General features: G+C 68.8%; 13 protein-coding genes and 1 tRNA gene. 2 read left to right on the forward strand and 12 right to left on the reverse strand.

Features of this window, described 5'->3' with window-relative positions:
- On the forward strand, positions 1 to 457 hold a 457-nt coding region (locus VFR64_05235), incomplete at its 5' end, for a DUF1326 domain-containing protein (GenBank protein HET9489143.1).
- 718 nt (positions 458 to 1175) lie between these two features.
- Here VFR64_05235 and VFR64_05240 read toward each other — a convergent pair.
- The 11 genes from VFR64_05240 to VFR64_05290 form a co-directional block, all read right to left on the reverse strand.
- A complete protein-coding gene (locus VFR64_05240; protein ID HET9489144.1) occupies positions 1176 to 2165 on the reverse strand; it encodes an ABC transporter substrate-binding protein in 990 nt (329 codons plus the stop codon).
- 53 nt (positions 2166 to 2218) lie between these two features.
- Positions 2219 to 2295 (reverse strand) — tRNA-Pro (locus VFR64_05245).
- Positions 2296 to 2299: 4 nt separating this feature from the next.
- Complete coding sequence (gene rdgB, locus VFR64_05250) at positions 2300 to 2896, reverse strand: RdgB/HAM1 family non-canonical purine NTP pyrophosphatase (protein ID HET9489145.1); 597 nt, start codon at positions 2894 to 2896, stop codon at positions 2300 to 2302.
- Between the two features lie 13 nt (positions 2897 to 2909).
- The gene (gene rph, locus VFR64_05255; protein HET9489146.1) at positions 2910 to 3641 is read right to left on the reverse strand and encodes a ribonuclease PH; all 732 of its coding nucleotides are present in this window, start codon (positions 3639 to 3641) and stop codon (positions 2910 to 2912) included.
- A gap of 4 nt (positions 3642 to 3645) precedes the next feature.
- Positions 3646 to 5067 carry an N-acetylmuramoyl-L-alanine amidase gene (locus VFR64_05260; GenBank protein ID HET9489147.1) on the reverse strand — a complete coding sequence of 474 codons (1422 nt, stop codon included), beginning with the start codon at positions 5065 to 5067 and terminating at the stop codon, positions 3646 to 3648.
- 70 nt (positions 5068 to 5137) lie between these two features.
- Positions 5138 to 6016 (reverse strand): alpha/beta hydrolase, encoded by an 879-nt coding sequence (locus VFR64_05265; GenBank protein ID HET9489148.1) that lies wholly within the window; start codon positions 6014 to 6016, stop codon positions 5138 to 5140.
- Positions 6017 to 6019: 3 nt separating this feature from the next.
- On the reverse strand, positions 6020 to 6958 hold the full coding sequence (locus VFR64_05270) for an NAD(P)-dependent oxidoreductase (GenBank protein HET9489149.1): 939 nt from the start codon (positions 6956 to 6958) through the stop codon (positions 6020 to 6022).
- A gap of 72 nt (positions 6959 to 7030) precedes the next feature.
- Positions 7031 to 8200 carry an ABC transporter permease gene (locus VFR64_05275; protein ID HET9489150.1) on the reverse strand — a complete coding sequence of 390 codons (1170 nt, stop codon included), beginning with the start codon at positions 8198 to 8200 and terminating at the stop codon, positions 7031 to 7033.
- Between the two features lies 1 nt (position 8201).
- Positions 8202 to 9341: an FtsX-like permease family protein gene (locus VFR64_05280; protein ID HET9489151.1), complete on the reverse strand. Its 1140-nt coding sequence runs from the start codon at positions 9339 to 9341 to the stop codon at positions 8202 to 8204.
- The gene (locus VFR64_05285) at positions 9338 to 10063 is read right to left on the reverse strand and encodes an ABC transporter ATP-binding protein (protein ID HET9489152.1); all 726 of its coding nucleotides are present in this window, start codon (positions 10061 to 10063) and stop codon (positions 9338 to 9340) included. Before VFR64_05285 ends, VFR64_05280 begins: the two co-directional genes overlap by 4 nt.
- A gap of 9 nt (positions 10064 to 10072) precedes the next feature.
- Positions 10073 to 11293, reverse strand: a complete 1221-nt coding sequence (locus VFR64_05290) for an efflux RND transporter periplasmic adaptor subunit (GenBank protein ID HET9489153.1) — start codon at positions 11291 to 11293, stop codon at positions 10073 to 10075.
- Between the two features lie 965 nt (positions 11294 to 12258).
- Here VFR64_05290 and VFR64_05295 point away from each other — a divergent pair.
- Complete coding sequence (locus tag VFR64_05295; protein ID HET9489154.1) at positions 12259 to 14397, forward strand: ATP-binding protein; 2139 nt, start codon at positions 12259 to 12261, stop codon at positions 14395 to 14397.
- 58 nt (positions 14398 to 14455) lie between these two features.
- Here the strand turns inward: VFR64_05295 and VFR64_05300 are convergent, their stop codons facing one another.
- Positions 14456 to 14833: a hypothetical protein gene (locus VFR64_05300; protein ID HET9489155.1), complete on the reverse strand. Its 378-nt coding sequence runs from the start codon at positions 14831 to 14833 to the stop codon at positions 14456 to 14458.
- Between the last annotated feature and the right edge of the window lie 390 nt (positions 14834 to 15223).

Here is a 15223-nt window from a genome sequence, read left to right on the forward strand (position 1 = left end):
CCTCTACGCCTGGCCGGGACCGATCTACGAGGGCAACGGCGAGTGTCAGGCCGTCATCGATGAGCGGGCGGACGGCAAGCAACGAGACGCACTTGCTACCGTCCTGTACGGTGGCGAGACCAACGAGGGGGCGACCCACTGGTGGGTCTATCGGACGATGTCGAGCACCGTCCATCCCCCGCTCTTCAAACGCATCGAGTTCGACGTGAATATCGAGCGAAGAAAAGCGCGCATCGTGATCCCCAGCGTGCTCGAGTCCACGGCGCGTCCGATCCGAAGCCCTTCGACGGGGGCTGAACATCGCGTCCGCATCAATCTCCCGAATGGGATCGAGTTCGACCTTGCGGAGATCGGCAGTGGCACCACGAAGACGATGGCCTCAATCGCCCTCGACCTCAAAGACACCTACTGTCATTTCACTTTTCTGCGCCAATCGGGCAAGGGGGTTGTCCGGTGACCTTACCGTTCCACATTTCGAGTTGCCGGGCCAACCGAGAACAGAAGGGTTGAAGATCGCCGCGTCGTCGGGCGTGGCCTCGGCGATCCACGCCGGGTCCTGGGCAATGTCGGCGAGGGTGGGGCCCAGTTGCCGCCTCCGGTCACGGCGTAGAATGACGCCGGGCGAGTCGGATACCCACGCAAGCGGTCGGTCGGGGAGGAGGTCCCGGCTCCGTCCGCGGCACGAGACGGTCGGCCCCGAACACCTGCTCATGGGCATTCTCCGACTCGGCGGGGACCCAGTCCACGCGCTGGAGCAACTTCACGTGAGTCCTGAGACGGCGCGGGCTGAGGTCGAACGGATCCTTGGGGCGACACCGGAGTCGGCCATGGCCGGATACCGGCGTCACCGCTGCCAATCCGGCCCCACGGAGAGGCCGAGCCGCGCTGCACGAAGGAGGTCCACCTTCAGAGCGACCAGCTCCGAGGCGAGACCGACCAAGTCCCCTTCGGCTCCGACCTGGACGCTCGTCGTCCCAACGCCTCCAAGGACTGTCTGATGCGGAGCGGTCCCAACAAGGACGACCCCCCGATCACGCCAAAGAAATGCGCGGCCGGGGAGCCCCGGGAAGCATTGCCGTGACTCGTTGCGGCGGGGCTGACGACCAAAGCCGGTCCGGACGGCGTGTCGCCTCACTGGTTGAGGGAGCAGGCAAGCAAACCAGCGCGTTGCCGTGCTACTCGATGACCTTGTCCGCTCGCAGCAGCAGCGACGGAGGGATGGTGAGGCCGAGGGCGCGGGCGGTCTTGAGGTTGATAACGAGCTCAAACTTCGTTGGACGTTCTACGGGCAAGTCAGCCGGCCGGGCGCCTTTGAGGACTTTGTCGATTTGGGTCGCGACTCGCGTCGACACGTCAACGTAGTCCTCGCCATAGGACATGAGCCCGCCTCCGATATGGACGAAAAGCTGGTTTGGATAGAGGGTAGGAAGCCGGGCGTTGCGAGCGAGCTCTGCGAGGACGTGGGCGTGAGACAGCGTGAGGCGGTCGCGGAAAAGGACCAACAAGGCTTCACAGCGGGCACGTTGAGCCGCCTGGAAGCTCGGCTCCAATTCGGCGCGGTTCTGCGCTTTCAGGGAGACCAACTCGAGACCCAGCGGTTCAGCGGCGCGTACGGCCTCACTCCAGTACTGGGCCGCGTCGCTCGTGGACGGGTTCCAAAGGACGCCTACGCGGGACAGCCCGGGAACGGTGTCGCGGAGAAGCTCGAGCCGCTTGCCGGTAAGCTGCAGCTCGAACGTGGCGACGCCGGAGACATTCCCTCCCGGACGTCCAAGGCTTGCGACCGCACCAGCCTTCACGGGATCGCCATCAAAGATGGCGACCACCGGAACTCCAGGCGCCCCATGCTTCGCAGCCAGCGCGGCGACCGTGCCCGAGACGACGATGACGTCGACACCGAGACCCGCCAACTCCCCCGCCAGGTCGGACAGGCGTACGCTGGCGTCCACCGCGAACCGATGCTCAAACCGGGCATTGATGTGCTCGCGCCATCCGAGGAGCTCCAGGCGGCCCGGGATGCGACTGACAAGGTTGAAGGTGTCGAGGGCAGGCGTCAAAAATCCGATGCGGTAGACCTTCCCTGCCTGCTGCGGCTCGGCGGCGAGAGGCAATAAGAGCACGCCGAGGGCGAAGAGGATGAGGAGAGTGACCCTTCTCGACTTCATCTTGCGCCCCCCGCTCGGGGATGGAACACGGTGAAGGTAGGAGCGGAGAAACGTGGTCGGGGTGAGAGGATTTGAACCTCCGGCCCCCTGCTCCCAAAGCAGGTGCGCTACCAGGCTGCGCCACACCCCGAATTTTAGCAACCGGCGTGTGGAGTATAGCACTCGCCCAACAGGCGCCGGACCTCAGCCACCGCGCGGCCGCGATGGCTCACCTGCGCCTTTTCATCGTCCGTGAGCTCGGCGAACGTCCGACCGAGCGGCGGGTAGTAGAAGAGCGGATCGTAGCCGAAGCCGCCCCGCCCCCGCGGCGCGGTGAGAATCACGCCCTCGACCACGCCCTCGACGACGCGCTCGGACCCCGCGGGATCGACCAGCGCGATGACACAGCGAAACCGGGCGCCGCGGCGCGCCTCGTCCACGCCATCGAGGGCGGCGAGCAAACGCTCGCAGCGGCCGGCGTCGTCCAGGCCAGGGCCGCCGAAGCGCGCCGAGCGCAGCCCGGGGGCGCCGCCCAGCGCGTCGACCTCGAGCCCGGAGTCGTCCCCGAGGGCGAGCAGCCCGGTGTAGCGGGCCGCCGCGCGGGCCTTGGGCAGGGCGTTGGCCGCGTAGGAGTCGCCGGTCTCGTCGGGGAGCCTGGCGCCGGGGAACTCGGCCAGGGTCCGCACTTCGTACGGCAGGCCGGCGAGGAGGGCGGCCAGCTCACGCCCTTTGGCGGGATTGAGCGTGGCCAGGACGAGCGCGCGACTAGAGCGTGAACGCTCGCTCGTGGCGCGCCTCCAGCGCGCGCCGCTGGAGGCCGACCAGGCGCCCGATTCCCGCCGCGGCCAGTGCCAGCATCCCGTCGAGGCGTCCCTGACTGAAGGTCACGCGCTCGGCCGTGCCCTGCACCTCCACGAACTCGCCCGCGCCCGTCATCACGACGTTCATGTCGACGTCGGCCATCGAGTCCTCGGCGTAGTTCAGGTCGAGCACGGCCTGGCCGCCCACCACGCCCACGCTGACCGCGGCCACGCAGTCACGGACCACCGCGGTGGGATCGACACCGGGGATCCGCCCCAGGGCGTCGGCGACGGCGACGAAGCTGCCGGTGATCGCGGCCGTGCGGGTGCCCCCGTCGGCCTGGATGACGTCGCAGTCGACCCAGATCGTGCGCTCACCCATCTTGCTGCGCTCGATGACGGCCCGCAGGGCTCGCCCGACCAGGCGCTGGATCTCCTGCGACCGGCCGCTGGGCCCGCGATTCTCACGCGGGGTCCGCGTGTTGGTGGAGCGAGGCAGCATCGCGTACTCCGCCGTCACCCAGCCCAGCCCCTGGCCCTTGAGAAAGGGCGGGACCTTGTCGTCCACCGATGCCGTGCAGATGACCCGGGTGGCGCCGAACGCCACCAGCACCGAGCCCTCCGGGTGGAGCAGGAAGTCGCGCGTGAGCGTGACGGGACGAAGCTGGTCGGGCCCGCGGCCGTCGAGGCGTGGCATGCGCTCAGCGCCCGCGATCGACCAGAGCGCGCAGCCGCTGGTCCCAGTGCTGCTTGTACTCGGCGAGGCCGGCCAAGATCGCCCGCGCGATCTCGTCGCGGTAGCGGGGGTCGCGCAGGCGGCGCTCCTCCTGGGGGTGGGTGATGAACCCGATCTCGATGAGGATGGCGGGCATGGCCGCCCCTCCGAGCACGTAGAAGCCGGCCTGCTTGACCCCGCGATTCGGGATCCGCAGGGACTGTGTCATCGAGTCCTGCACGATCTCGGCCAGGCGCGACGATTCCGTCTGGAACTCGGACTGGGCCAGGTCCCACAGGATCGCCTTGACGAAGTCGGGGCGGGCCCGGGCCGCCGGCGCCTCCAGATCGATCACGCTGTTCTCGGCCGCGGCCACCTGGCGGGCCGCGTTGTCGGTGGCCTCCGAAGACAGGAAGTAGGTCTCCACTCCCGAGACGGCGTTGCGGTGGGCGTTGGCGTGGATCGAGACGAACAGATCGGCGCGGGCCCGGTTGGCCATCGTGGTGCGATCGCGCAGCGTGATGAACGTGTCGTCGCTTCGGGTCAGGAGCACCTTGATCTTCAGCTGCTCTTCGACGAGCCGGGCCACACGCCGCGTGACGTCGAGCACCAGATCCTTCTCGGTCAGCCCACTGTGGCCGACGGCGCCGAGGTCCGGGCCGCCGTGACCGGCGTCGAGGACGATGGTGCGCAGCGGCGCAGCCTGGACGCGCTCGCGGGTGGCCTCGTCGGCGGGGCGCTGGAAGTCGAGGACCAGACGGTGCGGATCGAGCAGGATCATGGCTTTGACCTCGCCGGGGGTGCCCTCGAAGACGACCCGCAGCAAGAGGTCGCGTCCGCTGCGCTCCAGCCGAACGTCGGTGATCAGGCCGTCTCGGAGCTCTTCCCGGCGGGGCTCGCTCTGAAGCCCGGTGATCCGCACCCGGGCCTCGGCCGGGCCGCTCTGCTCCAGGCGATACGTCACCGCCCGCGACGTCTCGAGCACCACGCGCGTGAACGAGGGGTACGAGCGGACGCGTAGCTCCTCCAGGGTGACGGTCTGCACCGCCTTCATGGGCAAGGCCGCCGGCGGCGGCGCCTGGCCGATCTGGGGCAGCACGCGGGCGACGAAGCTCTCGGGGACCAGCCAGGTCCCCGCCTTCACCCGCACGGGCGCATCGAGCACGACCGGCCGGCCGTCGACGACGATTTGCGCCACGTTGCGCGTGAAGGCCACGACGTGCCCGGGGATCCTCAGGTAGGCGCGAATGCTGCTGGGCGTGGCGTCGAGCCGTGTCTGCAGGCTCGTCGCGACCCGATCCAGCTCCACGTAGCGCCGCCCCTCGTGCGTCACGGTGGGCAGACTGGCGGCGCCGGGGACCGCCCCCACGAAAAGGCCGGCGACGACCAGGGCGAGCGCCAGGCGCATGGGTGCCGCTCATTCTAGCAGCGGCCCGGGACCCCTCCGAGCGGTTAAATCCGGCCCGGCGTGGGGACTGTCAGGACGACAAGAACGCTCCGAGCGCCCGGGCCGTCTCGGCCGGCGCTTCCTCCGGCAGGAAGTGCCCGCAATCCACCCCGGCGCCCTGGACGTCGGCGGCCCATCGCCTCCAGGACTCGATCACCTGCCGGCGCTTGTGGGGCCGGCCCCGGTCACCCCAGAGCGCGAGTAGCGGGCACTCGATCTTGCGGCCATGTTTGAGGTCGGCCTCGTCGAGCGCGTAGTCGATCGTCGCCCCCGCCCGATAGTCTTCGCAGGTGGCGTGGATCACCTGAGGATCGCGGAAGGCGCGCAGATACTCCGCCATCGCCTCGTCGCCGAAGCAGCCGGGATCGCCGGCCCAGCTTTGGAGCGTGGAGCGGAGGAAGAAGTCCGGATCGCCCCCGATCAGGCGCTCGGGAAAGTCGTACGGCTGGGCCAGGAAGTACCAGTGGTAGCTGCCCAGCGCCCCGGCACGGTCCACCTGGGCGAACTGCTCGTAGGTCGGGATCACGTCGAGCACCGCGAGCTTCGTCACGCGTGCGGGATGATCGAGCGCCATCCGATAGGCCACCCGGGCCCCGCGATCGTGGCCGGCCACCGCGAAACGCGGGAACCCGAGCAGCGCCATGACCTCCACCTGGTCCACCGCCATCGCGCGCTTGGCGTAACCCGCGTGGTCCGGTCCCGCCGCCGGCCGCGAGCTGGCGCCGTAGCCGCGCAGATCCGTCGCGACGACGGTGAAGGATCGAGCCAGCGCCGGCGCGACGTCGCGCCAGATGGCCTTGGTCTGGGGGTAGCCGTGCAAGAGCAGCAGCGGTGGCCCCTGCCCGCCGACGCGCGCGTCGATCTCGGCGTCGGCCGTCTCGAGCCGCAGGGTCTGGAACCCGTCGAACACCGCTCACACCGCGGGGGGGTCCTTCTCCAGCGCCTCGCGCAGCCGCGCCTCGTCGACCCGGACCTGGACGCCGGCCCGCTCCTCCTGCAGCAGCATGGCCACGCGCGAATCGCGCTCGCCCCAGCCGCGGTTCAGCGCCTCCGTCAGCTCCTCGAGCGTGAGGTTGGCCAGGCGCATGGGGACGCGATGCTCGCGGCCCAGGGCCGTGGCCAGGCTCACGTCCTTGTGCGCGAGGCGCAGCGCGAAGTTCGCCGGCTCGTACTTGCCCCGGAAGAACTGGTCGGCCAGCCGGTCGTACAGGCGCTGCCGGCCGTTGGCCCCCTGGCGTACCGCCTGCCAGAGCGCCAGCGGCTCCACGCCGGCCTTCACGCCCAGGGTGAAGACCTCGGCCAGGATGGTCTGGACGGCGTAGCCGGCGCAGTTGTGAACGAGCTTGGCCACGGAGCCGGCGCCGATGGGACCGACCCGGATGACCTGATCGCCCATGGCGTCCAGCACCGGCTTGTAGCGGAGGAAGACGGCCTCGTCGCCCCCGACCCAGATCGCGAGCTTCCGCGAGCGGGCGCCCCGCGGTCCCCCGCTCACCGGCGCATCCAGGAGATGCACGCGCTGCGCGGCGAAGATCGCGTGCAGCCGCCGCACGAGGGCCGGGGAGTTGGTGCTCAGGTCGAAGTACGCCTTGCCCGCGCTCATCCCCGCCAGCAGTCCGTCGTCGCCCAGCGCCACGCTCTCGACTTCGGGAGGGCCGGGGAGCGAGGTGAACACGACCTCCGAGGCCTCGGCGACCTTGCGCGGCGTGTCGGCCCACGACGCGCCCGCGGCGAGGTGCGGCTTGGCCGCCTCGGCGCGAATGTCGTGGACGATCAGCTCGTAACCGCCCTTCCGGAGATTGGTGGCCATCCCCTCGCCCATGGTGCCCAGTCCGATGAACCCGACCTTCATGCTGACCTCCGCTGGTTGTGACGGCGTGCGGCAGTGTCCATCCCGCACTGAAGCGTTGTCAAGCGAGCGCGGTCAGAGCTCCCGGAGCGCGAGCACGATCGGGGCCCGGGCGGCGCGGACGGCCGGGGGCAGCCCGCCCACGAGCCCCATCAGCAAGGCGAACAGGAGCCCCCACATCAGCAGCAGCGGCGTGATACGGAAGGCGAACGCCAGGTGCGAGAACGTCTGCCAGTTGATCGTGCCCGTGGTCAGGCCGTTCAGCGGCAAAACGGCCAGGCAGCCGAGCAGCCCGCCGGCGAGCGCGATGCCCAGCGCCTCGACCACGAAGGACGCCACCACGCTGCCGCTGCCGAACCCCAGCGCGCGCAAGGTGGCGATCTCCCGGGCGCGCTCGGCCACGGCGGAATACATCGTGTTGAGCGCCCCGAAGACGGCGCCCACGCCCATCACCAGGGCCACGAGACTGCCCAGCACGGTGATCAGCGTCGTGAGCTGCCGCGACTGCTTGGCGTAGTACTCGACCTCGCGGTCGACCTGCACGGTGAGCCGGGGGTCGGCGGTCAGCGCGTCCTTGAAGGCCGTCAGGGCCTCCGGCGACGTCAGCCGGACCGTCACCGACTGGAACAGGTTCTGGGGACGCTGGAACACCTGCTTGAGGACATTGGCGTCGCACCAGAGCTCCGAGTCGAAGGCGCTGCCGCCCGCGTCGAACACGCCGACCACGGTCCAGGTGCCGCCGCCGAACCGCACGGTCTTGCCCAGCTCCAGGCCGACGTAGCTGTTCGCCACGTTGCGCCCGACCAGCAGCTCCGACAGCCCGGGCTCGAAGGGGCGGCCGGCGATGACCTTCACGCTGGGCCGGACGGCGAGCGCCCGCGCGGACACGCCCCGCACCTGGGCGTTGCCGTCGGTTCCCCGGCCCTTCAAGGGAAACGCGGCCACGACCACGACCTCGGGGCTCACCAGCGGGCCGGCGCCGGCGCGGGCCACGCCGGGTGCATCTTCGATCACCCGCACCTGCTCGAGCGTCATTCCGCTGTCCATCTCCGACGTGGCGCCCGCCCGCCGCACGATGGCGTTGCTGGTGGACCCGGATGCCACCAGCGTCGCCTGGAAGCCACGCGCCAGGGAGAGCATGGCGACGAAGACTCCTACGGTCCCGGCGATGCCCAGCACGGCCACGACGGTCGATGTCCACCGCGCCCGGACGCTCCGCACGTTGTAGATGATCGGGATCGCCACGTCAGACGCGCCTCAGGGCGTCGACGACCCGGAGCCGGCCCGCCGAGAGGGCCGGCAGGATGCCCGCCAGCAGGCCCACCATCAACGCCAGCGCCAGCCCCAGCGCGATCGCGTCGGGAGGCAGGTAGAAGAACGGCAGCATGCCGCCGGTGGGGTCCCCGCGCAGCGTGAACACCTTCGCCAGCCCCAGCCCGACGGCGCCGCCGATCGCGGCCACGACCATCGTTTCCGCGATGACCAGCAGCAGGACGAAGCCGTCGGAGAATCCCACGGCCTTGAGCACGGCCAGCTCCCGGGTGCGCTCGCGCACGGCGATGGCCATCGTGTTGCCGGTCACCAGCAGCAGGGTGAAGAACACGACGGCGCCGATCGTCATGATCATGAGCTGGATGTTGCCCATCTGCTTGACCCAGGAGGCGGCGAAGGCCTTCTCCGTATCGGTGCGGGTCTCGGCCGGGGAGTTGGCGAACTGCTCGTCGATCGTCCGCACCAGCCGCACGGCGTCGTCGGGGTTGCCGATGCGGACCGTGTACCACCCCACCAGGCCCTTGCCGAACGGCTTGCGCTCGTCGAGATAGTCCCAGCGGAACCAGAACTGCGTGGTGTCGTCCTGCACCCGCCGGCCCCGATAGATGCCGCGAATGTTGAACTCCCAGGTGCCCGGGAAGATCGTCCCCCGGATGGGCACGCGATCGCCCACCTTCCAGTTGAACCGCTCGGTCAGGGCCTCGCCCACGATGGCGCCTTCGCGATCGGCCACGAACGCCTGCCACTGGTCGTCGGGGACGATGAACTCGGGAAACATCTGACGGTACGTCGTGTGGTCGATGGCGAACTGGGGGAAGAAGTTGCGCTCGTCCTGATAGACGCCCCCGAACCAGTTGGCGAAGGTCACGTGCGTCACGCCGGCGATCCGGGCCAGCCGGTCTCGATAGGACAGCGGCAAGGGCTGGATGATCGAGACCCGGTTCACCACCACCAGGCGGTCGGCGCCGGCCACGTCCACGCCCTGCCGGAAGGCCCCGTCGACCACGGCCAGGATCCCGAACAGGAACAGGGCCACCGCGAACGAGCCGGCGGTCAGCACGGTGCGGACCCACTTGCGAGACAGGTTGGACAGGATCAGGTGCCGATACTTCATCGCGCCCGGCCCGCCGTCATGGTGTCCACGAGCACCCCTTTCTCCAGATGCAGCACGACGCGGGCCCGCTCCGCGGCCCGCGGGTCGTGGGTCACCATGAGGACGGTCTTGCCATACTCGCCGACGAGCCGGTCGAGCAGGTCGACGACCTCGTCGGCGGCCTTGCGGTCCAGGTCGCCGGTAGGCTCATCGCAGAGCAGGAAGGTCGGGTCGGCCACGATCGCGCGGGCAATGCCTACACGCTGCTCCTGCCCGCCCGAGAGTTGGCGCGGGTAGTGATGCATGCGGTCGCCGAGCCCGACCACGCCCAGGGCCGTCTCCACGTGGCGCCGGCGCTCGGCTTTCGACAGCCGGGTCAGCAGGAGCGGCAGCTCAACGTTCTGAAAGGCCGTGAGCACCGGGATCAGGTTGTACATCTGGAAGACGAACCCCACGTGACGCGCGCGCCAGGCCGTCAGCTTGCGGGCCGACATGCGGGTGAGCTCGTCCCCGGCCACGGTGACGCTACCTGAGGTCGGCACGTCCAGGCCGCCCAGGAGGTTCAGCAGCGTCGTCTTGCCGGAGCCGCTCGGGCCCATGAAGGCGACGAAGTCGCCGGCGTCGACGTCCAGGTTCAGCCCCTGGAGCACGTGGATCTCCTCGCTGCCCCGCCGGTAGGTCTTGCTGAGCCCTCGAGCCTGAATCAGGCAATTGCCGTCACCCCGACCATCGATCCTGACCATCCCGCCTCCTCACTGACTCACGCGCGCGCGCTGGCCGTCGCGCAGCTCATTGACCCCGGTCACGACGATCTGTTCGCCCTCGGCCAGACCCGCGATCACCTCGTGCTGGTCGCCCCGAGCCTGTCCCAGGCGGACGGCCCGACGCTCCAGGCGGCCCTCGCGGTACACGAACACGGCCGCCGCGCCGCCCTCCTCCCGCAGGGCCGTGCGGGGAACCAGCACCCGGCCCGCCACCACTGGCGCCGTCGGCTCGTCACCGAGAAACGTCACCTTCACGCCCATGTCGGGCAGGATGCGCGGGTCGAGCTGATCGAACGCGACGCGCACCTTGACCGTGGCCTTCTGCCGGTCGGCCGTCGGAATCACCGTGCGCACCTTGGCCGGAATCCGCCAGTCCGGATAGGCGTCGAGCACGGCGGTCACCGGCTGGCCCGAGCGGACCCGGGCGATGTACGACTCGTTCACGTCGACCTCGATCTCCAGCGACTGCATGTCCACGATGGTGGCGATGCCGGTCCTCGTGAAACCGCCGCCGGCCGAGATGGGAGACACCATCTCGCCCCGCTGGGCGTCCTTGGACACGACGATGCCGGCGAAGGGCGCCCGCACGGTGCAATTTTCCAGATCTTGCTGGGCGACCTTCACCCGGGCCGCGGCCGCCTCCACCTGCTCGCGGGCGAGCATGAGCCGGGCCTTGAGGCTGTCCACCGTCGTCCGCGTGAGGTCGCGGGCCTGCTCGGCGATCAGCCCGCGCTTGAACAGCTCTTCCTGGCGTACCAGGTCCCGCTCGGCGTTGGCCAGGTTCACGCGCAGGTCGGCCAAGGTCGCCGCCGTCGCATCGCGCTCGGCCCGCGCCGCGGCCAGCCGTGCCTGGGCGTCGGCGTCGTCCAGTCGGGCCAGGACTTGCCCCGGCTCGACCTGCATGCCCTCCTCCACCAGCATCTCGTTGACCCGCGCGGTGATCTTTGCGGCGATCGTGGCCCGCCGGCGCGGCGTGACGTAGCCGCTGGCGTTCAGCAGGGCCGGCCGGCCCCCCTGGTCGGCGCGCACCGTGGCGACCTCCACTTCGACCGGGCGCTCGCGAAGCGCGAAGAAGAGCCCGGCCGCGCCCAGGAGCAGCAGCGCCAGCACGCCGATCAGCCCATACCGGCCACGACGCCCGGGTTCCCGGCGCGCGCGGTCGTCGATCCGGAGCGCCGACAGATCCGGGCCCGGCGACCTTTCGGTCATCGCTGCATCCCCTCGGCCACGTTTTCCCCTGTCCCCCAAGTGATTATGACGCGCCGGGCCGCTTCGTGGATCCACGGACGAGCGCTGCGCGATTGGCCCGGGCGAAGGCGGCAGGAGACGGTGGGCACCGACGGCGCCCGCCGTTCGCCTATGAAATCATCGCCGACGGACCTTTGCAACCGCTCGTCGAGCGGCCGGTGACGCTGGCCGGGCGGGCTCGGACCCGCGCCGTTGCCGGCTGCGGTGGACCGTGCGGGACTTCCGCGCCAGCCGCGACCGTAAAACGATGCGCGGCGCCCGGACGTCAAAGGCGGTCAGGCTGTGGCATCCCCAGGGGCAGAGCCATGAGGCTGGGACGAGAAATGAAGGTGACGGCAACCCTGCCGGACGGTGCCGCTCGGCCGGCCGCCCGTAGATCGGGCGGACCTATCCCTCTGCCGCTGTGGCTGCCCGGACGATCACACCGAGACCTACGAGGCCGACGGGGCCCAGATCGGGGCCTGCCTCTGGGCATGGCCAACCCTGGACATTGGTGGGACGCCCCGAAAGTGTCGTTGCGGCGGGCGCTTCGTTGCACTCGGAGGTTCGTTGACCAGTTCCGGTGCAACACGAGCCAACGCGCCGATAGCCATCGACACAAAATATCAGCAGATATGACGCCGCGCGACTCTCTCCCTACTGGTCCAGCGATTGCTGCGCGCCTTACCGTGACGGATGCCGCGCCTGCTTGGTGGGTCTGTCGGTGACCGAAAGATACCTTGCGACATTCCTTGAGGCGCTCTCGGGGAAGGCCTTCTGCCATCCCTGCCCCACAATCCGCTTCGCCCCCTCACCCACCCCGCGCGATTGACCAGGCGACGGCGCGCCGGGTTAAATGTTGCGAGTTTGATCGACTCTATTGCGCAAGGTGAGGCGATGCCTCGCTCGAGAGGGCGAAAGGGCTTTCGGCCCAACGGGACTCGTCAATGACCTGGCGGGCCGCCGCCTGGCTGCGTGCAGTTCTTCGATCCTGGTATTCGCGCTTCCACGGGAGCGGCGGGTCTGGCCAGGGGGTTGAAGCACGCCTGGCCTTCGTGACCGACCGCGTTCCGGTGATCATTGCGCAACTCGACGAGCGCGAACGTTACGTGTTCGTCAACCGCCCGTACGCCGGGCACTATGGTCGCCGCCCCGAAGACATCGTCGGCCGCCACTTACGTGAGGTGGCGGGAGAGCAGGCCTACGCCGAACTTCAGCCGCGCGTGCAGGGCGTTCTCTACGAGGGCCGTGACGCCATATGGGAGACCGCGGAAGGGACGAGGCACTTCCAGTTCCGGGCGACCATCGCTCGGGACGACGACGGCCGCACGCACGGTCTGCTCATTGTCGGGACTGATATCACCAAGCGGAAACTGACCGAGGTAGAGCTGGAGCGCGAGCGGAAGCGTGAGCAGATGGCGAGAGCCGAAGCCGAACGACATAGCCGGGAAGCTGACGAGTTACGGCGCCTGTCGCGAGCGCTGACGTACACCACGAGTCCGACGGCTGCAGCGCAGCGTGTCGCCGACGCGGTCAAGCGGCTCTTCGAGCCGAGCAGCGCCGTCGTCCGGCTTCTCGAGTCCGACGGCGCCATGGTGGCCGTGGCAGTCGCTGGCGAGAACCCGGTCGTGATTCCTGGTCATCGGATGCCGGCGGGCTCTGGCGTCGTGGGGCTCGCCATCACCCGACGAAGTCTGGTCGTGACAAGTTCGGTCTTGACCGATCCCCGCATCAATCTGCCCCCCGAGGTCAGAGAGCAGCACGAGCGGCTGAGTCACCAGCTTGTCATAGCCGCGCCCCTCATCGTCGACGACCTCGTCATCGGGACGCTCGCAATGAACGACACGAAGGGACGAACTTTCGCGGAAACCGAACTCGCCCTGCTCGAGGCCCTCGCCAACCATGCCGCGGTCGGGATCCGGAATGCTCAGCGCTTTGAGCAGGAACGCGTGGCACGCCGGGAGGCCGAGGCGAGCAACCGAACCAAGGATGAGTTTCTGGCGATGCTGGGACATGAACTGCGGAACCCGTTGGCGGCCATCGGCGCGGGCGTCGCGGTCCTGAACCAACTCGACGCGGCAGACGAACGCTCGGTGCACTCCCGCGAGGTCATTACGCGGCAGGTCGCGCACCTGCGCGAGCTCATGGATGATCTCCTCGACGTCGGCCGCGTGACGACGGGTAAGATCATCCTATCGTTCAAGCCGGTCGATCTGGGTAAGCTCGCTCAGCGGGGCTGGGCCATCCTCGAGTCGACGGGAGTCTTCGCACGTCACGAAGCCAAGCTCGAGACGGAGCCGGTGTGGGTAAAGGCAGAAGAGACCAGGATGGCCCAGATCCTCGACAACCTGCTCACCAACGCGGTGAAATATACACCAGCCGGGGGCAGCATCATGATGACCGTCCGGCGCGAGGGCGACGATGCCGTGATTCGCGTCGCCGACACGGGCATCGGCATCAGCACAATACTCCTACCTCGGGTCTTCGATCTCTTCGTTCAGGGGGAGCGAACGCTGGATCGGGCCAAAGGGGGTCTGGGAATCGGACTGACGCTTGTGAAGCGGCTGGTGGAGATGCACGGGGGGTCTGTGGGCGCGTTCAGCGAAGGGCCAGGTCGAGGTAGCATCTTCACGGTCCGATTACCGCGCGTGGCCTTTCCCGTGGAGGTGATCGCGGCGGCGTCCACAGAACCCAGCTCTCCGGGCGCGCGCCGTGTCCTGCTGATCGAAGACAGCGCCGATGCCCGGCAGATGTTTCGCCTCATCCTCGAGCTGGACGGGCACGAGGTGCACGAGGCAGAAGACGGGATCACTGGTCTCGCGCAGGCCCTCGAGCTCCAGCCAGACGTCGCTGTGATCGACATCGGCCTCCCGGGTATCGACGGCTGGGAGCTCGCGCGTAGACTCCGCGCCACGGACGCGGGACGACGGATGATCCTCGTCGCGGTCTCCGGATACGGACAACGCGAGGATCAGCGTTTGTCACAAAAGGCAGGCTTCGACGAACACCTGGTCAAGCCGGTTGATCGCGATACCCTCAATAAGGCCATTCATGGAGCCTCACCGCGCCGGATGCGTGAGGCGTAATCTGGAGGCCACACTCCGGGCGTGGTGTTCCGCGACATCACGGCCTTCCTCGCCGCCATCACCTCCCAGCGGGCACTCTGCGAGGCAGGCGCTCGCCGAGGTTGGGGCACACTGTCATGATGGCCTCGATGATCGCGTACTCGACCGGCAGGTCTTCGGCCGTCTTTGCGATCAGGATGGAATCCGCGGTCAAGCTCGCCAGGCTGGCCGGGCTCACAGCGCACACCAAATCCTTCTCCGCGACGCCTCGCGCCGCCAGGGCCCACTGGACCCCGCTGACGAAGCCAGCGACGTAGTAAGTGGCCCCATCGGCGTTGTGATTGTACAGGTTGCGCCAGGTCTTCCCATCGATTGCGCCCGCCTGCGCTGTGCAGGGCCACATGGCGGCCAGAAGTATGGCGACAATCACTCTCTTGATCTTCGCCGGTGCGGCCATGCCACCAGGTTAACCGCCAGCGTTTTGAGCGAGCGAAGGAATGCGCGTGACTAGGCCGAAGGCATTATCGGTGGCCACCTAAAGAGCCAAACCGCCCGGCCACTTGAGCTCAACGCACCACACCAAAACGCCCGCATGATCCGGGCCGGGGTGCCGCAGGCGATCTTTGCCTCTCTCGGCGAAACGTTGGGTTACGGAGCAGCGGCCGGCAGGGTTTTGTGACGAGCCTCAGGGCCGTGCCCTGCCAAGAGACTGCCCGCGCTTCGCGCGTCCTGGTCAACCCGCTCTTAAATGGAAGCTGTTGGAGGAGGACCCCTCAGGGCGGACGGCCCCCTACGTTTCGCGTGGTATAAGCTCATGGGGAGTCACACGAGACCCCGGGGACCCCGG

Source organism: Candidatus Methylomirabilota bacterium (assembly GCA_035709005.1).
Classification (GTDB): Bacteria; Methylomirabilota; Methylomirabilia; order Rokubacteriales; family CSP1-6; genus 40CM-4-69-5.